The sequence below is a fragment of the Ruegeria sp. HKCCA4812 genome (genome assembly GCF_013034245.1).
GTDB lineage: Bacteria > Pseudomonadota > Alphaproteobacteria > Rhodobacterales > Rhodobacteraceae > Ruegeria.
This window is the reverse complement of the sequence record NZ_WQFQ01000001.1, coordinates 1,336,868-1,358,989: the sequence shown is the minus strand read 5'-3', so window position 1 is coordinate 1,358,989 and position 22,122 is coordinate 1,336,868. Positions and strand designations below refer to the sequence as shown.

Below are 22,122 nucleotides of genomic sequence, written 5' to 3'. Positions count from 1 at the left end.
AAAACAATCTTCCCCGCCAAACGGGATTTGTCATTCAGCAGGCGTTTGGATGGCACCCTTTGCTGCTGGCACGGATGCTGCACCAGTTCTTGCAGCAATTTTTGGCCCAGCTGAACGTGCGGCGCGTCGGAGCGCCAACGCTGCCGGCGTCAACGAAGCCGAAGGCAGGACCGGTGGACGTGGGGTTGAAATCAGAAGAATGATTACCCAGCTCGCCCAGGGATTCGATGGATGTCAAAAGCGCGTCCACGCGATGTTCGACGGTTTCCAGCCTGTCTTCCGGGCCTGGTTCCATGACGCGCATCAATTGGTCGAGGCGCTGCTCGATCGCGGTCAGCCTGTCATCGACAGACCGGCATTCCGGATCTGTCTTTTCGCTTTCGGTGTATTCGTGTTCTTTGCGATTGTCGTTTTCGTCAGCACTCATTTCTCTCTCCGGAATCTGAGGTGGTCGAATAGTCGACTTGGGACCGCCTGTGGAAAAACTTGTCGTTCAAATATCAACTCCGATGGAATCGGAGCGTCTTTGTAATGAGAGACTTCTATAATAGACGAAAATGACCGTTTTGTCATGAAGCCGTCAGAACAGCGCGCGGATACCTTGATGGCATTGCCCGCGATGCATGAGCCGGTTTCAGGCAGGCGAACCGGCGCGGTCCGCCTTGCCGACGGTTCCGTGCGTCAGCCGTTGTCCGCTTCTTTCAGCCCCTCGATCTGCAAATCGAACCCGGCCTGAATATGGGCGGTAAAGGTTTCCAGTGCTTCTGTCACGTCTCCGGTTTCAATCGCGTCGACAAGCGCCTGATGATCACCCAGAGACTGTGAAATGTCGACATTTTCGATGGCGGAAAACAGGTGAAAGGCCATGGCCTTGCCCCAGATCATGTCGAACATGTCCAGCAGGAACTTGTTTCCCGCTTCAACCATGAAGGCGCGGTGAATGCGCCGATTGGCAATGAAATAGTCGCGCGTCGTAGGGTTGGTCAGGTTTTCCTCACGACGGATCAGCTCGCGCAAACCGTCCAGAACCGCGGGGTCTGCGTGGGTCGCAAGAATCCGGGCGGCCTGACCTTCGATTGCGGCGCGGGCCTGATACAGTTGCCGGACTTCGGCTTGATCCATGCGTGCCAGCCGGAAACCACCGCTTGCGGCGACTTCCAGAACCCCTTCGGTTTCCAGCCGCATCAGAGCCTCGCGAACCGGGGTGCGGCTGATGTTCAGTTCCGCTGCCAGCTTTTCCTGAACCAATCGGTCTTCAGCAGAGATTTCGCGGCTCATTATGGCTTCGACCAACTGATCATAAACCTCGTCCGCCAGCCGTCTGCGCTGTGTTTTTATCTGTTTCAGAGCCACTCGGAGCCTCTCTTTCCGTGTTTTGTGAATTCTGTATTCAAAAAAGCATCTGGTGCCAAGGCGAATGGGCTTGCTATTGCTCGTGTACTGTATACAGTATACAGACGCAGTTGAACAGGGAGCTCTTCATGTGTGGAATCGCTGGAAGGATTCTTACCGCACCCGGGCAGGTCGGGGCGGACCTGGTAGACCTGATGGATGCGCAGGAACACCGTGGCGCAGACAGCACCGGGTTTGCAGTTTATGGGCCGCCACGAGACACCGGATATGTTTTACGAGGGATGGGATTTGACAAATCCCGGCAGGATGCTGACCTGAATGCGTTTGAGGCGGTGTTGAAGGATCACAGCTCTGGCTTTCTGTCCGATCCGAAGATCGTAACCGATGAGAACCGGCACTATTGCTTTCGCGCGGAAATCTCGGACCCGACTGATTTGCAGGCCTGGGTGCGGGATGCTGATGAGCTGACGGACCGGTTCGAAGTTCAGTCCTGCGGCCGCAGTCTTGAGATCATCAAGGACATCGGCGGCGCCGAAGCGGTTGCCGAAAAGCATGGCGTGCGCAACATGATCGGCACCCATGGTCTTGGCCACGCGCGGCTTGCGACGGAAAGCTCGGTTCTGCCCAACGCTTCACACCCGTTCTGGGCGCGGCCGTTTTCGGATGTGGCGATCGTGCATAACGGCCAGATCACCGATTATTTCACATGGCGCGACAAGTTGAGCCGAAAGGGCTATCGCTTTCTGACCGAGAATGACAGCGAGTTGATTGCGGTCTGGGTCAGTGACCAGATGAAAGCGGGCCTGACGATGGAACAGGCGCTGAAAAAGTCGATTACCTCTATCGACGGGGTATTCACCTACATGATCGCAACGCCGGACGGGATCGGATTTGCCAAGGATCGGTTCGCGATGAAGCCGCTGGTTGTGGTCAATCGCGATGGGGATCTGGCCGCCGCGACCGAAGAACAGGCTGTTCGTCGCGTGATGACCGAGGAATGCGACGTGATCAACTATGATGGCCCATCGCTGACCGGCATCTGGGGTGTCGGCAACCGGAGCCTGGCAGCATGAGCGAGGTAGCAAGACAGATGGATGAAATCGTCATCGAAGTCGGCAAGCGGCACATTCGAGAGGTGAACCGGGATATCATGGCAGCCTGCGCATCAGGACGGCCGATCCGGGTTGTCGATACGCTGTCGCGACACAATCTGGGCGTGGGCCTGCCGGATAATGTGGACATCACTTTCGAAGGTTCGGTGGGATACTATTGCGGTGGACTGAACACTGGCGCCAACATCTCCATCGAACGCAATTGCGGGTGGGCCGTGGGCGAAGGGATGGCCAAGGGTCACATCACTGTCGGCGGCTATGCGGGCATGTCCTGCGGGGCGGCGATGATTGGCGGCACCATTCATGTCAAAGGTGATGCCGGGCCGCGTGTGGGTGTTGCCATGAAGGGCGGCAACATCGTGGTCGAGGGCAAGATCGGATACCAATCCGGTTTCATGGCGCATGCGGGCCGCATCATTGCGCTGGGCGGTGCGGGCGAATCCTGTGCGGACGCGTTGTGGCAAGGCGAGGTTTGGGTCGCAGGCGAAGTCGAAAGTCTGGGTGTGGACGTCTCGGTGATCGAACCCACTGCCGAAGAGGTGGCCGAGGTCGATGCAATCCTTGACCCTCTGGGGCTTGTCGACAGCTCTCGTAACTGGCGCAAAATGGTCTCTGGCCAGCGCCTTTGGTATTTTGAAAGCAGGGACGCAAGCGCATGGCTCATGATCTGAGTAAACCCTATGACTACCCGTTCGAAGTCGCGTCAGAGGAAGAAATACGGTTCCGCGACGCAGGCGCGGTCGATGGACGACCGGCTGGTGTGCCTTCGTCTTATGATGAAGGGGGATCAACCCGCTGGACGCCCGAAGCGATATCGGAAGTTCACGCATTGGCGCAGCTTGGGCGGTATCAGGTGCGTGGCTACAACACGTTCAACAAGCAGTTGCCGACATTCGACGATCTGACATTTGTCCCGGCGACGATGACCCGCCTGCCGTTGGAAGGATACCGCGAGAGCTGCGATACGACGACGGTTCTGGGCGGCGGGCGCGGATTGGTGGAACGGCCACTGGAACTGAAAATCCCGATCTATATCGCATCGATGTCTTTCGGCGCGCTCTCGGCTTCGGCCAAGGCGTCGCTTGGTTATGGTGCCTCGAAGGTGGGCACCATGACCTGCACCGGCGAAGGCGGCATGCTGGAAGAGGAGCGCGAAGCCTCCCAACGCCTGCTCTACCAGATGTCGCCCGCCCGCTATGGGGTCGATCTGGATCACCTGCGCCGCGCCGATGCGCTTGAACTGGTGGTCGGGCAGGGGGCCAAACCGGGCACCGGCGGTCTGTTGCTGGGTATGAAGGTCAGCCCGCGGGTCAGCGAAATGCGAACTTTGCCCGAAGGGGTCGATCAGCGATCCACCATCCGGCATCCCGATTTCCTTGGGGCCGACGATCTGGCCGTCAAAATCGAGGAATTGCGGATCGCCACGAATTATCAGGTGCCGATCTTCATCAAGATGGGGGCCACGCGACCACGGTTCGACGTGGCCGTGGCTGCAAAGGCGGGCGCGGATGTGGTCGTGGTGGACGGGGCCGAGGGCGGCACCGGTGCGTCACCCGAGTTGCTGCTGAATCACACGGGCATACCGACCATGAGTGCCATACGCGCGGCACGCGAAGCGCTGGATGAGTGCGGGATGAGCGGCAAGGTCTCGCTTGTCGCCGCGGGGGGTATTCGATCAGGTGTGGACGCGGCCAAATGTCTGGCGCTTGGGGCGGATGCGGTCATGATCGGGAATGCCGCGATGGTCGCGCTAGGATGCAATACTCCCAGATATCTGGACGATTACCAGGCGCTGGGAACATCGCCGGGGGCGTGTCATCACTGCCATACGGGCCGTTGCCCGGTTGGGATCGCAACGCAGGATCCTGACCTTGAGGCGCGTATGAACCCGCATGCAGGTGCAGAGCGCGTCGCGCGGTATCTGACCGCGATGACAATGGAGATCACGGCGCTTGCCAAGGCCTGCGGCAAATCTTCGGTGCACAATCTGGAAACCGAAGATCTGCGCGCGCTCAGCTTTCAGGCCTCGGCCTTTACCGGCGTCAAGATGGCGGGCATCGACCGGGCCTTCGACTGGTGAGGATAGCACTTCTTGAGTTGACCCTTCATCCATTGCCGCTGCTTGAGGGGCTGCCGCGTACGGCCCAGCAGATCCGCGCATGGCTTGAACCACATCTGCCCGAAGCCCGATTTTCCACGGTGGATGTGGTCGACGGCGAGGCATTGCCTCAGCTCGGGGATTTTGATGGGGTTGTTGTCGGAGGGTCCGAATTCGGCGTCTACGATGACACGGAGTGGATGCGGCCCCTTCGCGATTTCCTGGAGTTGTGCCGGGACCATGCCAAGCCGGTCTTCGGCATCTGCTTTGGTCATCAGATCATGGCGGATGTCTATGGCGGCAAAGCCGAGAAGGCCGAGATCGGCAATGTCGTCGGCGCGCGAGGCTTTGACTATGGCGGGAGCAGCGTTGATGCCTTTGTCTGGCATCAGGATCAGGTCACGCATGTTCCGCCTTCGGCGCGCATGACAGGGTCGGCGGATCACTGCCCGGTAGGGGCCTTGGATTATAATTTCCCGGCCCGTTCCGTGCAATTCCATCCCGAATACCGGGCAAGCCATCTGCGTGAATTGTTCGTGCGCGGGCGCGACGTGTTTCTTGCACCGCAAGAGGCGGATGAGGGGCTGGCCTCGATTAAAGCCGCACATGTGTCGAAGGATCTGGCGGCCGCGCAGGCGGTTGACTTGTTTCGCAAGGCCTGCGGTCGGCCGTAAGACCTGAAAACCCGCTTGATCCTGATCAATTCCGGCTTTGAAATGCGGTGTATACTGTATCCATAACGTGGTGGAGGAGGCCGCGAGATGTCGGGATACACAGATTTCTTTCAGAAAATAGCACGGATTGTCAGTACACCTCGGGATGAAAACCTGAGTGACAGAGAGCTTTCGGACCTCGGCTTGTCCCGCGCGGATCTGGCCATGTTGCGATCGGGCGCACCGCAGGCACGAGAGCGTATACTCGCCATGGCCGGACAATTCGGACTGACCGAGGCAGACCTGAACGCGCACCCGGAGCTGGGGTTGGAACTGGCGGAAAAATGCGGGCACTGCCTTCAGGCCGAAACCTGCCGTGACGCAATTCGGGCGGGCGCGCGTCTTCCCCAGGGCAAATGCCCGAATGCTGGAATTTATCGCGCCCTCTTGGATGGTTAGCGTCCGCTGGGGCTTTCCTTCGGGCTCAGCTTTCTGCGGCCGCTGATCTTGAACCGGTCCGCGGTTCCAAAATCCTTCAGCCCAACGCCTGCTGCAAATTCTGCAAACACCGGGGCGTGCTTGAACAAATGGCCAGAGCATCCGCCGGCGAACAGCACGTTTTCATGCTCGGGGTGCCAGTCGACAATGAAATGTGTATCCGGGGTCAGAATGATCTGGTTGAACTTGGAATCCACGACACGTTGCCCCTCCAGACCCGGAAGCCGGTGGCGGATATAGCTGCGTGTGCGGCCCAGCGTTTCCTGGCGGATCAGCCGTTCATCATTGTCCAGATCGATCTTGTCCGGGATGACGACCGCCGCCTTCACGCCGGAGCCTTCGGACGACGGCAGACCAAATGACCCTTGCCCGTGATCGATCCAACAGGGCATCCGGCTCATGTCGAAATCTTCCGACCCGTCGGGTGTCGAAGTGTAGAGGACATTGACGCCAACCACAGTCGAGATCGGCTTGATCGTTCTGGGAAACATGTCGGCCATCCATGGGCCGGTCGCCATGATGATCAGATCAGCCTCGAGCGGTTTGCCGTCAAGCATCGGACGTTCCGATCCATCCGTGGTGACGCGACCACGTTGTACTTTGCCTCCTGCCTTTCGGAACAGATCCAAACCGGTCAGAACGCATCGATGCGCCATCAGCATTCCGGCTTCGGGTTCGAACAGCGCATATTCGATGTCGGTGACCTTGAACTGAGGGAACCGCGATTCGATATCCGACCGACCGAATTTGTAATAGGGCACCCCGACCCGGTCGAAAGTTTGTGCGGTTGCGTCTTCCCAGTCGCAATGTCCCGCCGTCGCCAGAATCAAGGCGCCGCATTCATACATCAGGTTCTGGCCGCTTTCGGCTTGCAGCTCCAGCCAGCGCAGGCGGCTTTCACGCGCCCAGCGTGTATAGAACTCGTCCCGTCCGGATATGGCGCGAATCACCCGGTTGTAATCTGTTGAAGATGCACGGGAATGTCCCGGCTCCCACCTGTCGATCAATGTCACGGCCTCGCCGCGCCGTTGCAGTGTAAGCGCTGTCATGACGCCGACTATGCCGCCTCCGACAACGATGACCGAGCTTTTGGACATGGCGCAGATTTTCCTTGTTTCCTGACTGGCTTTGTGAATACTGTATACAGAATACAGCAATTATAAAGCTAAAAACAGGGAGCACGCGCAAATGAGTTCGGGGTTTGATCTGCCCGAGGGCACACATACCGTCATTCTTGGTGTCGGGGATCTCAACGCCATCATGCGTGGCAAGCGCATTCCGGCCAGCCATTGGGATCATGTCTGCAAAAGCGGCAATGCTCTGTCGATTGCGCTGCTGGCGATCGATATGACCTGCGACGTCTGGGATACGCCTTACGTCAATTTCGACAACGGCTATCCCGACATGCATGTCTTTCCGATGACAAAGCCTGTCGCTGTCCCCTGGGAACCGGGCGTGGCCGTCTGTTTTGGCCGTGCTGAGGGCATGGATCACAAACCGGTGCCGATCGATCCGCGTCAGGCTTTGGTGCGGCAGGTGGACCGGGCCCGCGACATGGGGTTCGAGGTGAATGTCGGCACGGAACTGGAATTCTATCTGCTGGACCCGGAAACCGGCCAGCCGCGCGACACGGGCATCCAGGTCTATGGCCTGGGCCGCGCCGCCCGGATGGAACACATCGTTGGCCCGATCCGTCAGCAGATCAACGAATGTGGCATTCCCATCGAACAGTCGAACCCGGAATATGCGGCCGGCCAGATCGAGGTCAACATTCGTTATGGTGAAGCCCTGGCAGCTGCGGATCGTGTCGTTCTGTTCAAATCCCTGATCCGGCAATTGGGGATCGCGCACGACTATCTGGCGACATTCATGCCCAAGCCGTTTTTTGATCAATCGGGCAACGGGTTTCATACGCATTACTCGTTGTGGAAAGACGGCAAAAACGCCTTTGCCGACAACGGCAAGATCAACGACACCGGAAAATCCTTCATCGCAGGCCTTCAAAAGCGCATGTGCGAAACGGCGATTTGCGGCAGTGGTACGGTCAACGGATATCGCCGTCGCCAGCCCTATACCTTCTGCCCGATCAACACGAGCTGGGGCTATGACAACCGGACGGTTGGGATCCGGGTCATCGAAGGCTCGGACAGTGCCGTGCGGGTGGAAAAGCGCGATGCCGGTGCAGACGCCAACCCGTATCTGTTGCTTGCGGCCGAGATTGCCGCCGGGCTTGACGGGATCGAACAGGGGCTGTCCCCTTCGGAACCGACGACAGGCAACGGGTATGAAGAAGGGATCGGAGACCCAATTCCCACCGATTTGCCAACCGCCATCGATCTGGCGCGCGGATCGGAATGGCTGCGCGATGTCATGGGCGAAATGCAGTGGGAACTGGTCCTGCAACAGGCCGAGCGAGAGCTGGAATTCTTCAATCAACAGGTCACACAGGTCGAGCTGGACCGCTACCTGAGGGCGTTCTGATGCACTTGGGCAAGGTCGCTGGAACTGTCACGGCAACTGCCAAGGATGCCAGGCTGGTCGGAGCAAAGCTGCTGGTGACGGATCTGGTCGACAGCAAGGGCAGCCTGATCGATCCCGCGCGGGTTGCGGTCGATACCTGCGGCGCTGGGGTCGGGGATACGGTGCTGGTTGTCAGCGGGTCTGCCGCCCGCATGGCGGCCGGGCTGTCCACGGCCCCCGTGGACATGGCCATCATCGCGGTGATCGACCGCGTCTCGACGACCTGAATCACACTACGCGAAACATCTATTTTTGGAGGAACAGGAAATGGCGAAACCAGTGGCGGGGCAGATGGCCCTGGGCATGATCGAAACACGCGGCCTGGTCGGCGCGATTGAAGCCGCAGATGCGATGGTCAAGGCAGCCAGCGTTGCCATCGTGGGTCAGACCAAAGCTGGCGGCGGGCTGGTGACGACCCTTGTGCGCGGCGAGGTCGGCGCGGTCAAAGCCGCCACCGATGCAGGCGCGACAGCGGCCAACAAGGTGGGCGAGGTGGTCTCGGTTCACGTGATCGCACGGCCGCATGACGAGCTTGAGGCAATCATCGACGGGCTGGGTGCCGGGTCGTCGGCCTGATCAACCCCTTTGAGGAGGTACCATGTCAGCCGGTTTCGAGGATTTCACGCGCGCGGTGACACGTGGCGCGACACGGGATGCACCCGTTGCCCAAAGGTTTGAGCGCATTGCTGTATTGGGTGGCGGCCCGGATGCCCGTCTTCTGGCAGCGCTGTGTCTGGCCGAAGGGGCTGAGGTTACGCTGTTTTCGGCCTATGGGGCGGAACTGTCATTGCTTGCCCAATCCTCGGGCATCGGCATTCGCGGCGAAGGGCCTGTGGGCACGTATCAGGTGGATCGCGACGGGCCTTCGATCCGAACCACGGCAGAGTTGGATGCAGCAGTGCGGGACGCAAAGGCGATCTTTCTGACCGGGCCGATCCACAAACAGCGCACCTATGCGATGGTGCTGGCCGATCATCTGCACGATGGGCAGGTGCTTGTTCTGGCGCCCGGTCGCTCTTTGGGCGCGGTCGAAGCGGTCTGGATGCTGCGAATAGGCGGCTGCACCGCCGACGTTACTCTGGTCGAGGCGCAGGGCCTGCCATACTGGTATCAGGCCGAAGGGGCGGGCCTGACCCTGACGCAGGCGGCACCGATGGCTGCTGCGACCTTGCCACGAGGCCGCGCGGACGTTCTTGAAGCGCTGCAACCCTTTCTTTCGAACATCCAGCCGCTGGATTCGGTTCTGGCCTCAGGCTTTGCCGATCTTTCCGCAGCGGTCGAGATTCCGGCGTTGATTCTTGGTGGCGCGGGGCTGGGGTCCGGTGGACCAGAGGTGCCGATGGGCGGGGTGCCGCTGGAAGGCAACCGGACATTCTCTGCGCTCATAGGGCCGGAACAGCATGAGGTGATCCACGGGTTGGCTGGCGAAAGGCGGCAGGTCGCAAAGGCCTTTGGCGTTCGAAACCTGCCCGAGACCGATGACTGGATCGCGACCTATGCCGGCGCCGAGCGGGGGGCGGGCGCGCGTCCGGTCCCGGATCGGCAGGCCGCGCGCCAATTGATGCGCGACGGCGTCTTGGGATCACTGGTGCCCCTTGTTTCCGCCGCAAAGCTTGCAGGTTTGACTGCGCCTCTGACGGAAAGCCTGATCTGCATGACAGATCGCATCCTGGGTGCTGACGTGGCCGCATCCGGGCGCAGGCTGGAAACCATCGGAATTTCCGCAGGCGATGTCGATCAGGCCCGCCGTATCTTTGACACCATTGCCACCGGAGCCTCGTGATGGACGCTGATCTGAAATCCATCGCCGCCGCACGGCGCGCTGCTGAAACGGCTTTCGAAGCCTATCGCGCCTTTCTCGGCACCGACCCGGCACAGGTGGATGCCATCGTCGAAGCCATGGCTCGGGCGATCGAACCTGAAGCCGAACGGTTGGGGCAATTGGCGGTCGAGGAAACCGGGTACGGCAACGTAGCAGACAAGCGGGTCAAGAATCTGTTCAACGCCTTGTCGGTCGCCGATTACCTGCGGGACGTCACGACGCTGGGCCTGTTGTGGCGGGACGATGCGACAAAGATCGCGGCCTTCGGAGAGCCGATGGGTGTGGTCGCGGCGCTTATCCCGGTGACAAATCCGACATCCACGATCATCTACAAGGTTCTGTCTGCGGTGAAGGCGGGAAATGCCGTTGTCTGTGCCCCGCATCCGCGCGGCGTGGAATGCGGGAAGGAGACCGTCCGCATCATGGCGCGCGTTGCCGAACAGATGGGCGCGCCCAAAGGGTTGATACAATGCCTGGACGCCGTGACCATTCAGGGCACCGCCGAATTGATGAAGCATCGCCGCACGTCGGTTGTCATGGCGACAGGTGGCCCTGCCATGGTCAAGGCCGCCTATTCCAGCGGCAAACCGACGCTTGCAGTCGGGGCGGGGAACGTGCCGTGTTACGTGCACAAGTCCAAGGCGCGCGATCTGTCCGAAGTTGCCGAGATGATCGTGACGTCAAAAAGCTTCGACTATGGCACGGCCTGTGTCAGTGAGCAGGCCGTGGTCGCCGATCCTGAAATTGCACGCGATCTGCGCCATGAACTGAAACTCAAAGGCGCATATTTCTGCACCCCGGCCGAGGCTGATCGGCTGGCTCGGGTCATCTTCAAGGGTGTTCGGGCAATGGATCCCGAACGCGTCGGCCAAAGCCCTCAGGCGCTGGCCGATGCTGCGGGGTTCTCGATTCCGCCGCGCACGCGCTGTGTGGTGTCGGAAGAAACCGAAGTGGGGTGGCAACGCCCGCTTTCGGCTGAAAAGCTGAACCCGGTGCTGGCCTTTTACGAGGCGAAGTCCACCGATCACGGCATCGAACTGGCGCAATCCATTGCCAAATTCGAAGGTTGGGGACATTCCTCGGTCATCCATTCCGATGATCCCGAGGTGGTCGCTCGGTTTTCCACCGTGCCCACGGGGCGGGTCCTGGTGAATACGCCGGGGATCATGGGCGGCATGGGGTATTCCACCGACCTTGAACCATCCTTCATGCTGGGTACCGGTACGTGGTCGGGGTCGATCACCTCGGACAATGTCACCGCCCTGCATCTCATCAACATCAAGCGGGTCGCGTATGAAAGCAGACCCTGGCGCGACATTTACGAGGAGTATGGCGCATGAGCGAGATCACGATCCGGGCGCTGATGCAGATCGACAACCTGCAACCGAAATTCGCCGCCTACAACGGCGCGACGGTGCAAGGGTCAGTGCCTTTGTCCGGTGACACCGTGCTGATCGGAGAGTTCGCGCCGGGCAATGGCGTGTTCTCGCTGATCGACCGGGCGCTCAAGGCGTCTTCGGTCGAAGCGACGACGCAGATGGTCGAGCGCGAATTCGGCTTCTTCATCCTCCGCTCACCTTCAAACGCCGAAGTGTCCGCTGCGCGGGACGCGATGCTGGCCGAACTTGGGGCTTCCATGACAGACCGGTTGAAGCCTGCCATCAGTTCCACGCAAATCATCACAAGTGTCGAACCCTATCAGGCGCAGCTTTTGAACAAATGGCGCAAAGGCGCGTTGATAGTGCCGGGGCAGACGTTGGGGATCGTGGAATGTGCGCCGGCCGCCTATATCTCGATTGCCGCGAATGAGGCCGAAAAGGCCGCCGAGATTGACATCGTCGAGGTGCGCGCGGTGGGGCGGTTCGGTCGCTTGTTCATCTCGGGGTCTGAAAATTCGGTCAAAACCGCTGTCGAGGCCGCGACGCGTGCAATCGAGGCGGTGGACGGGCAGGACGGCTGATGGCAACACCACGCGTCATAGGCTCGGATGCGGTCGAGGATGCGCGCCGCCGTGGCAGGATCGTGTTCGAGGTTTTGCCGGGTGACATCGTGACGGCCCTTGCGCGTGAAACCGCAGAGCGCGTTGGTATCGCCTTGGTGGATGGCCCGCTGGAGAGACCGAAACCGCCGCGTACGGATGGTGCTGTTTCCATGCGCCGGGTGCTGTACCGTCGTTCACCCAAATGGGTTGCCCCTTCGCGTGCGCCGCGCAAAGCCCGCAGGCTGGGCAAACTTGCCTTGATCGGGGCAGGGGGTGTTGGCGGCAATGTCGCGCATCTGGCGGCGATGGCGGACATGGCGGATGAAATCGCGCTGATCGACATCACTCCGGGATTGGCGGCTTCGACTGCGCTGGATCTCAATCATACGTCCGGGATCACCGGTGCGCGGGCCCGATGTGTCGGTGGCGAAGCGATGGATCTGGTGGCCGGGGCGGATGTGGTCGTCGTCACGGCCGGACGAGCCCGCCGTCCGGGTATGACACGTGCCGATCTGATCGATGTGAATGCCCGCGTTATCCGACAGTCGGCCGAAGCGATCCGGTCGGCCGCGCCAAATGCCATCGTGATCGTGGTGACCAACCCGCTGGACGAAATGACGGTCGAGATGCTGCGTGCAACAGGTTTCCCCCGCGAACAGGTTTTGGGTATGGCAGGAACTTTGGACAGCAGCCGGTTTCGCAACGCGCTGGCGATCGCCGCGGGTGTCACGCCTGCGGACGTCGAAGCCTTCACGCTTGGCAGCCATGGGGACGAAATGGCCCCGATCCCCAGCCGCGCCAGGATCAAAGGCCGTCCGCTGGATGTATTTCTGACCCGCGAACAGATCGAAGCCTGTGTTCAGGATGCGATCACCGGGGGCGGTCAGGTGGTCGCGCTTCGGAAGTCAGGCTCTGCAACGATAGCTCCGGCTCATGCCTCGATCGAATTGATTGATCATATCCGCGGCGCGCGTACAGGCCCGGTTCCGGTCTCGGTCATGCTGCACGGGGAATACGGCATCGACGGTGTCGTGCTGGGCGTGCCAGCCCATCTTGGCGCAGGCGGATTGGTTGAGGTCGAGGAGCTGCGGCTGACCGCCGAAGAAAACGCGGCATTGCAAAACGCGGCCGAAGCGATCCGGGTGAGGCTGGGCCTGTGACCCTGCGTTTTTGGAAATCCGGCGGACGGTTTGAAGAGGTGGCCTCGTACTCTCGGGCCAAGCGCATCGGCCCCTTTGTCTGGGTTGCGGGAACAACTGCCATCGAGCCGACGGGCCGCATCCACGCGCCCGGGGACGTTGGTGCGCAGACCTTTTACATCCTGTCACGCATCGAGGACGCACTGAAAGAAGTTGGCGCCGAACTGCGACATGTGGGGCGGGTGCGCGCCTATCTGACCGATCTGTCCCAAGCGGGCGCGTTTGCGCAGGCGCATGGCGAAGTTTTCAAGGGGATCGATCCGGTTCTGACGGCTGTTCAGGCTGGGCTGACGCAGCCGGGGCTGATGGTGGAAATCGACGTGGATGCCGTGATCCACGATGAAAACGGCGAAATCAGCGGATTCTGAACATGAGTCTTCAAGAAAGGAATTGATCGAACCATCTTCTTGTGTACTGTATACAGAATACAAGAAGGCATAATGAGACACAGGGAGCTAATGTGATGATCAAGACAGCGCTGCTCAGCGGAACATGCATCGCGCTCATGGCCTCGGCGGCCGGAGCGGAAATCAAGGTAGGATTCATTGGGTCGCTTTCCTCGGACACCGGATTGTCGACGCTGCGCGGGGCCGAGATTGCGATTGAAGAGCTCAACGCAAATGGCGGCGTGATGGGCGAACAGATCACCCTGGTCTCGGCGGATACCGGACAGGACCCGACCGAGGGCATCCGGGCCTATGAATATCTTGCGGAAACGGAAGAGGTTGATTTCATCATCTCGGGCTCGATTGACGATGTGTCACTGGGATGGCTGCCCCGCATGCAGGAGTACCGGATTCCGACGCTTGACACCTGGACATCCTATATCGGCATCATCGACATGGTGGTCGAAGACCCTGAAAGCATGGCGCCCTATTTCATGAACATCGCCTCGGATGAGGCTCTGGCCACGTTGTACATCAACTTTGGCGCGGATGTTCTGAAGGAAAAAATGGGGTGGGATTCCGTCGTCATTCTGGCGGAAGATACGGCCTTTGGCGAGGCGATCACCGGCCTTGTCACTGAAGCGCTTGCACCGGTTGCGGGTATCGAGGTCAAGGACATCATCACTTATGACGTCGCCACCGTCGATTTCGCTCCGATCTTTAGCCGCGCACAGGATACCGGGGCGGACTTCATCTATCAGGTCTCGTCGGTCAATTCGCAGGTTGTGTCATCGCAATACGTGAAACTCCAGGTGCCGATGGCGATGACGGGCGTGAACGTCGCTGCGCTGGGTATGGAGTATTGGGAAGATACGGGCGGTGCCGGTGGCGGTATCTCGACCCTGTCTCCGATCCCTTCGGTCGGGTTTCGGCTCGATCCGGCCAGCCAGGAGTTTGTCGATACCTATCAGGCGAAGTATGACAGCCGCCCGCTGCTGCCGCATTTCAACGGGTTCAATGCCTATCATGGGCTGAAACAGGCGATGGCCGCAGCCGAAGAGGCCGGCGGTTTTGAAAATGTCGAAGGCTGGGCCGATGCGATGAAGAAACAGGATCTGGTTCTGGAACTGGATGGCCAGTTGTGGCTGCGTTACGCCTTCTGGGGCGATGACGAAGTAGAGCCCGTGACTGGCCGGACTTACCCGCACAATATCCGTTTTGATCTGTCCGAGCCGTTCGACGATGCCGCGCCGTCAATGGTCGTGGTCCAATGGTATGAAGACGGCACCGCCGCCGTTGTCTATCCCGAGAAATACGCGACGGGTGAATTCACCTTGCCAAGCTGGGTCAAACAGTAACCTGTCCGTTCGCTTAGCTTGAAATGGGTGCGCGGGTGCGCGCACCCGCAGCCAGGGATCCTTACATGTTGCAAATACTGATCCAGGGGCTTTTGCTCAGCGGTCTCTATGCGCTTATCGCAATGGGTTTCACGCTGATCTTCAGCATCGGTCGGGTCCTGAACCTGGCCTACGGTGCCTATCTGATGGTCGGCGGGTACATGTATTTCTGGGTGTCCCAGACGCTGGGAATGCCAAAGCTGATGGGCGTTGCGGTGGCCGTGGTTCTGGGCGTTCTTATGGGGGTTCTGAAATACCGCCTGATCGTCAAGACCCTGAAAGGGGATCACGTAGCCGTCGAGATATCGACTCTGATCCTGGCGGTCGTGATTCAGGCCGGGATCGTTCTTGTCTTTGGCGACAGCAGCAAGATCCTGCTGCCGATCGTGCCGGGCGTGATCAACGTGGCCGGAGCGTCCGTCACCTATAATATCCTGATCGCAACGATGATCAGTTGGGCCGTTTTGCTGGGCCTGTATGCTTTTGTCCGCCTGACACATACAGGGCGGGCGATGCAGGCGGTGTCGATGGACGCCAAGGGGGCCGCGATTTCAGGGATCGACCCGGATCGGATCAACCTGATCACATGGGGTATCTCAGGGGCACTGGGTGCGCTGGGCGGCGTGTTTTTCGCCAGCTATACGCAGCTTTCGCCGTCAATGTGGGTTGCGCCTTTGATCATCTCGGTGGCCGTCGTCATTGTGGGCGGCATCGGGTCGATCATCGGCACGCTGGTCGTTGCTCATATCGTCGGCTTTCTCGAAGTCATCGTTGTCGCCACCCTGGCGCCGGAACTGCGCGGTGTCTTCACCATGCTGCTGATCATCGGCGTGCTGGTGACGCGACCGCAGGGCCTTTTCGGCCGCGAGGAGTTGTAACATGGGTTTGCGCTGGTTTCACTTTGTCCTTTGGGGCGGCTTGATTGCGGGGATGCTGCTGCTGCCCCAGGTCGTCTCGAACGGGACGCTGCGCACGATGATCTTTGCCAACTATCTGGCCATCTTCGCTATCAGCTGGGATGTGCTGTCGGGCAGGACCGGGTATGTGAGTTTCGGGCATCCCTTCCTGATCGGTATCGGGGCCTATACGACTGCCATCCTGACCAAACGGTTTGACGTGCCGGTCGAAATCTCAATCCCTGTGGCCGTGTTGGTTACAATGATCGCAGGCCTGATTGTGTTGTTACCCGCTCTGCGCATTCGCGGCAGCTACTTCGCGCTGGTCACGCTGGCTTTCATGGAACTGCTCTATCAGCTGGTTCAAGTGATCCGCCCGGATCTGACCGGCGGTACACGCGGGATGTCGGGAATTCAAACTCTGACACGCGGCGCGACAAACGGGTACTACCTGTCCACGGCCTTGATGCTCGGCGTGGCGGTCAGCATGTGGCTGCTGATGAAAACCCGGCTGGGCACTGCACTGGCCGCCATCGGGATGAATGAAGAAAGCGTGCGCGGTTCGGGGCTCAGCACCACGAGGTTGAAGGCCTTTGCGTTTCTGACCAGCGCGTTCATCGCCGGTCTGGGCGGAGCGTTCTATGTCCATTACCTGGGCTCACTTGCGCCCCGCGCGCTGTTTGACATCAACTTTCTTTTCACCATCATCGTGGCGGCATTGCTGGGCGGAACATCGACCATCATCGGCCCCATGATCGGTGCGTTCTTCATGACGTTCCTTCTGGAATACCTGCGCCCCGTGCTTCCCGGGGCTGAACGGTATTTCGTCTACGGTGCCATCGCACTGCTTCTCTACATGTATCAGCCAAAGGGATTGGTTGAACTTGTACAACGCGGCTTTCAAAGACTGCGGAAAGGGGGGGTGGCATGACCGTTGCGCTGAAAGTTTCCGGTCTCGTCAAACGGTTCGGCGGGCTGGTGGCCACGAATGATCTGTCCTTTTCCCTGCAAGAAGGAGAGTCGCTGGGCCTGATCGGTCCGAATGGCGCGGGAAAGACGACGGTATTCAGCCAGATCATGGGCGAATTGCGGCAGAACAGCGGTACGATCGAGCTGTTCGGCAATGAGATTTCGGCACTGTCGACGCCTCAGCGTATCCGGGCCGGGGTCAGTAGAACCTATCAGATACCTCGGCCGTTCGGCGACATGAGTGTTGCAGAAAACATCAGGGTGGGCCTGATGCCGGACGACATCTGGCGCATGATCGTTTCGCCGCCGGATACGGACAGGGAAAAAGAGCTTGCGCTGAGTGTCGGGTTCACGGAAACGGATCTGAGCCGCTCCCCCGCCGAACTGGCAATGGGTGATCTGCGCAAGCTCGAAATGGCCCGAACCATGGCCACGGCACCGCGAGTCATGTTGCTGGACGAGGTGTTTGCAGGTTTGACAGTTGGTGAAATCGCGCAGATTTCCGATCTCATACAATCCATGCGCAAGGACGGGATGACCTTTTTGATCGTCAGCCATGATTTGCCGGCGCTGGAACCGCTGATCGACCGCGCCATCGCCATCGAGCGGGGCACCATGATTGCCGAAGGCGCGTTCAGCGACGTGATGAACGACGCGGCCGTTCAGGCCTCGTATCTGGGGAGCGTCTGATGTCCTATCTGGAAATCGAGAACCTGTCCGCGTTTTACGGCAAGGCCCAGGCGTTGACCGATATTTCGATCACGGTGCAGCCCGGCGAGATCGTCGCCGTGGTCGGCCCGAACGGTGCAGGTAAATCCACCTTGTTGGACAGCATCATGGGCCTTGTGAAAATCGAAGGCGACATCCGCTTGCGCGGGCACAGCCTTGCCGGTCGAAGCCCTTCGGAAATCGTGCGTCACGGGGTGGGCTATGCGCCCGAGCGGTTCAACCTGTTTCCCTATATGTCCGTGCGCGACAACCTGATGGTGGGGGCCTTCACCGCACGAGACGATATCGAAAACAACCTTGAGATGGTGCACAGTCTTTTCCCGCGTCTGCAAGAACGGGAAGGGCAGGAGACGTCGACCCAATCCGGCGGGGAAAGGCAGATGGTGTCCTTTGGCAGGGCTTTGATGACCAGCCCGGAACTGCTGCTTGTCGATGAGCCGACGATCGGTCTTGCCCCGAAGATCTGTCACGAGATTGCCGAAGTCGTCCGTCAGCTGAACAAGGAATACGGGCTGACCGTAGTCATCACGGAACAGAATGCCAATTTTGCCCTGTCGCTTGCCAGCCGCATCTATGTGCTGGAGTCCGGGCGGATGCAGACGTCGGGCACGGCTGACGAACTGAGAAATGACAAACGCTTGCTCGAGGCCTATTTCGGCGGCCATTGAGTGGCGTGGTTGGCAAGCCGGGCGGGTGCTGTCCGGCCATTCGGTGGCGGGTGATTTCAGTTTCAGCCAAGTGCGGCCAGAACCTCGGTGCTCACGTCGATGCCATGGGCTTCGGCGGCTGCCCGTTTTGCAAGGCGACCGTCCCCCGGAACCCGGGCGGACCCGTTGCCGGAAATCTCGGCGCAGATGCGGGCGACATATTCGTTGAAGGCCGCGTTGCCGAACCGGGTGGGGTCGATGGCAATCAGGGTCGCACCACCTTTGATGTTCAGGGCGCCGAAGGATTCGCGTTCTTCGTTGTCCACGGACAGGGTTCCACCGGCCAGTGCTGCGCCCAACACCTCAACCATGAAGGCGATCGCGGCCCCCTTATGCTCTCCGAACGGCAACAGGCTGCGGGTTTCAAGGATGGCATTCGGGTCTGTTGAGGGCTCGCCTTGGGGATCAAGGCCGGCAGGGCGGGGCAGGTCGTGCCCCTCGGCAGCGGCCATGCGGATATCCATGAGGGCCACCATGGACGAGGCCTGATCCCAGACCACGGGCGCGTCGCCGTCACGCGGGCAGGCAAAAGACATGGGGTTGGTGCCAAAAACCGGGCGAACGCCACCTTGCGGAACCACCATGGACAACGAGTTGATCACGGCAAAGGCGACCAATCCGGCTTCGGCCAAAGGTTCGGTGTCAAACCGTAACGCACCCAGATGGTGGCAGTTCGCACAGGTGAACGCGGCAATCCCGTTTTCCCGGGCCATCGCGATCAGGTCCTCGCGGGCTGCTGCCGCTGCAACCTGATAATACCCGTTGTCGGCATCACAGCGCAAAACGCCCGGGGCAACCTTTTCGGTCTTGGGCTTCGCGTGCCCGTTGGCATAGCCGGACGTGAAGCTTTGGACATAGACCGGCAACATGCGCAACCCGTGACTGCGCGGGCCGTCCCGTTCAGACCGGGTGACGATATCGGCAAGTACATCACTACTGCGCGAGTCCGCTCCGGCAGAAACAAGAACCGATTTGGCCAAGTCCCGAACTTCGGCAAGTGAAAGCGTTTTTGTCGGTTGTTCGGTCATCCGTTCGAGTCCAGTCTTTCTGTTTTCGCACTCAAGCGCGCGGGCGTGTGTTTGCGGGATCAACAGCACATGTGTCGATGACCACGGCGTCGCGCATCTCATTGTGGACCAGCACCTGCATTTTCGTTCCGGGCGCCGTCATGTTCTGTGGCACTAGTGCCATCGCAATGTCGTGGTTGCAATAATAAGAGAACCCGCCCGAGGTGACACGGCCGATCAGCTTGCCCCGAGCATAGACACCCTCGTCAAACATCACCGATGTTTCGCCAAAGGGCAGTTTCAGCGTGACCAACCGCCGGTACGCGCCTTCCTTTTTCTGTTTCAAAAGAGCAGCCTTGCCTATGAAGTCGCGACCATCTGTTACCACGAACCGATCAAGGCCGGCCTCGTATGGCGTCATGTCCTTGCAAATCTCGCGATTGATGGCGCGATAGGATTTTTCAAGACGCATGGATTCCAGTGCCTCAAGCCCGAAAGGTTTCACACCGGCCTTCAGCAGCAGGTCGACAAGATGGCGGTTGTAACCGACCGGGTGATGCAGTTCCCACCCCAGCTCGCCGGTATAGGACACGCGAAGCAGATGAACGCCCTTGGCGTACCCCACTTCACCCATTTGCGCAGAAAGCCACGGGAAGGTTTCGTTCGACAGATCATTGTCGGTCAACGGTTGCAGGATCTCTCGTGCCTTGGGGCCAGCCAGAGCAATCACGCCCAATTGTTCTGAAACATCTTCAAGAAGGACAGAGCTATCATTGGGCAGCAAACGTCGCAGTTGATCCCAGTTGTAGGCGCGCCAGTTCGGGGTGGAAACCAGGTAAAAATCATTCTCGGCATAGCGGACGACCGTATATTCCGCATCCATGCCGCCCTTTGGGTTCAACAAAAGCGACAGGGTCATTCGCCCCACTTTGGGCAGCTTGTTCGCCATGAGGCCATCCAGCCATTCGGCGGCCTCGGGTCCGCGCAGGGTGAACTTGGTCATCGGTGACATCTCGATGAATCCGGCCACGTCACGGGTGGTGCGCACCTCTTCCTGAACGCGTTCCATGTGGTTGGTGCGACGGAAGGAATGTTCCGGAACAGCGTCCTCGCGCGATTTGGCGAACCAGCGCGGAAACTCATATCCGTTGAAGCTGGTCCAGACGGCGCCATGCGCGCTCAGCAGGTCGTAGGACCCCATCGTTTTCATCGGGCGCGCGTTGCGAAAATCTTCTCCGGGAATGTGCGCGTTCATGTGGGTCCCCCACGTTTCGCGCACCTTGTCCATGGTCCACCGCTTGGACGCGTAATCCGAAAAACGGCGTGGGTCGAGTTCAGACATGTCCATGCCCGGATCCCCATCGACAATCCAGCGGGCCAGGCGTTCACCAACAGTGCCCCCCCACAATATGCCGCCGGGCATGCCTTCGGCCAGCCACAGGTTTTCATGCCCCGGCGCAGGCCCCGCAAGCGGCAACTCGTCCGGCGTCATCTGGAACGGACCTCGGGTGTTGGCCTTGATACCCACCTCTGCAAGTGTTGGAACCCGCTCGATGGCACGCTCCCACTGCGCTTGGACCGCGTCGAAGTCTTCGGGCAAGAGGTCGGCGCCAAAGTCAGGCGGCACGCGATCTTCGGCAAATAGCTTGAGGTCTTTGGTGAACTCATAAGGACCGAACTGAATGCCGCCCACATCTTCGCGCAGATAGGCACCGTAATCTTCATCCCTCAGGATCGGGAACTCGGGCAACCCTTGCGCGCGGCGTTCTTTCAGCAGCGGAACGGTTTCGGTTGTCCAATATTGGTGAACGATTGGAATGCAAGGCAGATCCAGACCAACACGGCGCGCGTTTTCGCGGGCATAGTTTCCGGTCGCGAAGACAAGATGTTCGCAAGTGATCTCACCCTGATTGGTTGTCACCTTCCAAAGACCGTTTTCCAGTTTTTCATAAGCCAGCGCTTCGGTGTTCTGAAACACTTTGGCGCCTTTCTCGCGCGCCAGCCTGGCCATCGCCATGGTGATGTCGGCCGGGTTCACATAGCCGTCCTCGGTATGCAGGATGCCGCCGCGAATATGTTCCGATTGGTTGAGCAGAGGGTGCAGTTCGGCGATTTCCTCTGGCGTCAGTAGCTTGCAGGGCACACCGGCGGCTTCGGCAATCGAGACGTAGGACAGGAACTCGTCCCAGCGTTCCTGCGTATTGGCAACGCGCAACTGGCCCACCTGGCGCAGCCCGACCGAGGCGCCGATCTTCTTTTCGACTTCGGAATAGATGCGGATGGTCTCCATCGTCATCTTCGAAACATTGTGGGACCGCACGAAGGTGACCAGCAGACCCGCCGCATGCCAGGTAGAACCGGAGGTCAGCGTCGTTCTCTCCAGCATGACTGCATCTGTGCATCCATGCTGCGTCAGACCATAAAGAACCGAAGCCCCAACGCATCCGCCTCCAACGACGACAACCTTGGCATGTGACTGCATTCGACGCATTCCTTCCTGAGGCTGATTTCGTTTCCAGAGGGTCAGTCAAAACGAAATCAGCGGGCTGAAAACTGATTGAACTGTTTACGTGAAATCAGCGCCAGGCAATTCGAAAAATTTTCCGGTCCAGCTGAGTTCAGTTAAACCATGATCGGGTTTGTCGATGATCTCGCGCATTCTGTGAGGCGGCCCGCAAAAATACCGGCCATCTCTTGTTTGGAATTGTTGTGTTAGCGCAAACTGTGCTGGTAAGGTCTGACATCGGCTTGGGGTGCGCTTTGTTGCGCCCGCGATCCGTGCGGCATACGAAGGG

The 22,122-nt window shown here is 59.6% G+C and carries 23 protein-coding genes; 18 read left to right on the top strand and 5 right to left on the bottom strand.

From position 1 onward, the window contains the following. Nucleotides 1-34: 34 nt before the first annotated feature. A complete protein-coding gene (locus GOW04_RS06800; RefSeq protein WP_171170450.1) occupies nucleotides 35-427 on the bottom strand; it encodes a hypothetical protein in 393 nt (130 codons plus the stop codon). A gap of 254 nt (nucleotides 428-681) precedes the next feature. Further along, entirely contained in the window at nucleotides 682-1,353 is a 672-nt protein-coding gene (locus GOW04_RS06795; RefSeq protein WP_171231926.1) for a GntR family transcriptional regulator, read from the bottom strand. A gap of 128 nt (nucleotides 1,354-1,481) precedes the next feature. Between GOW04_RS06795 and GOW04_RS06790 the strand changes: the two genes are divergently transcribed. From GOW04_RS06790 to GOW04_RS06770, 5 genes are all read left to right on the top strand, one after another. Next, on the top strand, nucleotides 1,482-2,426 hold the full coding sequence (locus tag GOW04_RS06790; protein ID WP_171231925.1) for a glutamine amidotransferase: 945 nt from the start codon (nucleotides 1,482-1,484) through the stop codon (nucleotides 2,424-2,426). Further along, nucleotides 2,423-3,136: a glutamate synthase gene (locus GOW04_RS06785; RefSeq protein WP_171170454.1), complete on the top strand. Its 714-nt coding sequence runs from the start codon at nucleotides 2,423-2,425 to the stop codon at nucleotides 3,134-3,136. Before GOW04_RS06790 ends, GOW04_RS06785 begins: the two co-directional genes overlap by 4 nt. After that, nucleotides 3,121-4,545, top strand: a complete 1,425-nt coding sequence (locus tag GOW04_RS06780; protein ID WP_152457492.1) for an FMN-binding glutamate synthase family protein — start codon at nucleotides 3,121-3,123, stop codon at nucleotides 4,543-4,545. Before GOW04_RS06785 ends, GOW04_RS06780 begins: the two co-directional genes overlap by 16 nt. Beyond that, on the top strand, nucleotides 4,542-5,237 hold the full coding sequence (locus GOW04_RS06775) for a type 1 glutamine amidotransferase (protein ID WP_171231924.1): 696 nt from the start codon (nucleotides 4,542-4,544) through the stop codon (nucleotides 5,235-5,237). Before GOW04_RS06780 ends, GOW04_RS06775 begins: the two co-directional genes overlap by 4 nt. Nucleotides 5,238-5,324: 87 nt before the next feature. Beyond that, nucleotides 5,325-5,675, top strand: coding sequence for a DUF1127 domain-containing protein (locus GOW04_RS06770; protein ID WP_152457494.1), 351 nt, complete (start codon nucleotides 5,325-5,327; stop codon nucleotides 5,673-5,675). On the opposite strand, the gene GOW04_RS06765 is transcribed toward GOW04_RS06770, so the two are convergent. Continuing rightward, the gene (locus tag GOW04_RS06765) at nucleotides 5,672-6,811 is read right to left on the bottom strand and encodes an FAD-dependent oxidoreductase (RefSeq protein ID WP_171231923.1); all 1,140 of its coding nucleotides are present in this window, start codon (nucleotides 6,809-6,811) and stop codon (nucleotides 5,672-5,674) included. The two genes, GOW04_RS06770 and GOW04_RS06765, sit on opposite strands and share 4 nt — an antisense overlap. Nucleotides 6,812-6,902: 91 nt before the next feature. Here GOW04_RS06765 and GOW04_RS06760 point away from each other — a divergent pair, with 91 nt between their 5' ends. From GOW04_RS06760 to GOW04_RS06700, 13 genes are all read left to right on the top strand, one after another. Continuing rightward, nucleotides 6,903-8,195, top strand: a complete 1,293-nt coding sequence (locus GOW04_RS06760) for a glutamine synthetase family protein (RefSeq protein ID WP_171231922.1) — start codon at nucleotides 6,903-6,905, stop codon at nucleotides 8,193-8,195. Further along, nucleotides 8,195-8,461, top strand: a complete 267-nt coding sequence (locus tag GOW04_RS06755; protein ID WP_152457497.1) for a EutN/CcmL family microcompartment protein — start codon at nucleotides 8,195-8,197, stop codon at nucleotides 8,459-8,461. The genes GOW04_RS06760 and GOW04_RS06755 overlap by 1 nt, the downstream gene beginning before the upstream one ends. A gap of 40 nt (nucleotides 8,462-8,501) precedes the next feature. Next, a complete protein-coding gene (locus tag GOW04_RS06750; protein ID WP_117869464.1) occupies nucleotides 8,502-8,810 on the top strand; it encodes a BMC domain-containing protein in 309 nt (102 codons plus the stop codon). A 22-nt stretch (nucleotides 8,811-8,832) separates the two neighbouring features. After that, a complete protein-coding gene (locus GOW04_RS06745; protein WP_171231921.1) occupies nucleotides 8,833-10,017 on the top strand; it encodes a hypothetical protein in 1,185 nt (394 codons plus the stop codon). Then, nucleotides 10,017-11,396, top strand: coding sequence for an aldehyde dehydrogenase family protein (locus GOW04_RS06740; protein WP_171231920.1), 1,380 nt, complete (start codon nucleotides 10,017-10,019; stop codon nucleotides 11,394-11,396). Before GOW04_RS06745 ends, GOW04_RS06740 begins: the two co-directional genes overlap by 1 nt. Then, a complete protein-coding gene (locus GOW04_RS06735) occupies nucleotides 11,393-12,016 on the top strand; it encodes a BMC domain-containing protein (RefSeq protein ID WP_152457501.1) in 624 nt (207 codons plus the stop codon). Before GOW04_RS06740 ends, GOW04_RS06735 begins: the two co-directional genes overlap by 4 nt. Then, nucleotides 12,016-13,197 carry a malate dehydrogenase gene (locus tag GOW04_RS06730; protein WP_171231919.1) on the top strand — a complete coding sequence of 394 codons (1,182 nt, stop codon included), beginning with the start codon at nucleotides 12,016-12,018 and terminating at the stop codon, nucleotides 13,195-13,197. The genes GOW04_RS06735 and GOW04_RS06730 overlap by 1 nt, the downstream gene beginning before the upstream one ends. Beyond that, nucleotides 13,194-13,604 carry a Rid family hydrolase gene (locus GOW04_RS06725; protein WP_171228440.1) on the top strand — a complete coding sequence of 137 codons (411 nt, stop codon included), beginning with the start codon at nucleotides 13,194-13,196 and terminating at the stop codon, nucleotides 13,602-13,604. Before GOW04_RS06730 ends, GOW04_RS06725 begins: the two co-directional genes overlap by 4 nt. A gap of 95 nt (nucleotides 13,605-13,699) precedes the next feature. Further along, entirely contained in the window at nucleotides 13,700-14,980 is a 1,281-nt protein-coding gene (locus tag GOW04_RS06720) for an ABC transporter substrate-binding protein (protein ID WP_171231918.1), read from the top strand. Nucleotides 14,981-15,045: 65 nt separating this feature from the next. Beyond that, complete coding sequence (locus tag GOW04_RS06715; protein ID WP_171206564.1) at nucleotides 15,046-15,897, top strand: branched-chain amino acid ABC transporter permease; 852 nt, start codon at nucleotides 15,046-15,048, stop codon at nucleotides 15,895-15,897. A gap of 1 nt (nucleotide 15,898) precedes the next feature. Continuing rightward, nucleotides 15,899-16,846, top strand: a complete 948-nt coding sequence (locus tag GOW04_RS06710; protein WP_171231917.1) for a branched-chain amino acid ABC transporter permease — start codon at nucleotides 15,899-15,901, stop codon at nucleotides 16,844-16,846. Beyond that, on the top strand, nucleotides 16,843-17,574 hold the full coding sequence (locus tag GOW04_RS06705; RefSeq protein WP_171231916.1) for an ABC transporter ATP-binding protein: 732 nt from the start codon (nucleotides 16,843-16,845) through the stop codon (nucleotides 17,572-17,574). The genes GOW04_RS06710 and GOW04_RS06705 overlap by 4 nt, the downstream gene beginning before the upstream one ends. Then, entirely contained in the window at nucleotides 17,574-18,281 is a 708-nt protein-coding gene (locus GOW04_RS06700) for an ABC transporter ATP-binding protein (protein ID WP_152457508.1), read from the top strand. Before GOW04_RS06705 ends, GOW04_RS06700 begins: the two co-directional genes overlap by 1 nt. 62 nt (nucleotides 18,282-18,343) lie before the next feature. On the opposite strand, the gene GOW04_RS06695 is transcribed toward GOW04_RS06700, so the two are convergent. Beyond that, on the bottom strand, nucleotides 18,344-19,348 hold the full coding sequence (locus GOW04_RS06695; protein ID WP_171170482.1) for an Ldh family oxidoreductase: 1,005 nt from the start codon (nucleotides 19,346-19,348) through the stop codon (nucleotides 18,344-18,346). A gap of 31 nt (nucleotides 19,349-19,379) precedes the next feature. Further along, nucleotides 19,380-21,809, bottom strand: a complete 2,430-nt coding sequence (locus tag GOW04_RS06690) for an FAD-dependent oxidoreductase (RefSeq protein WP_171231915.1) — start codon at nucleotides 21,807-21,809, stop codon at nucleotides 19,380-19,382. Between the last annotated feature and the right edge of the window lie 313 nt (nucleotides 21,810-22,122).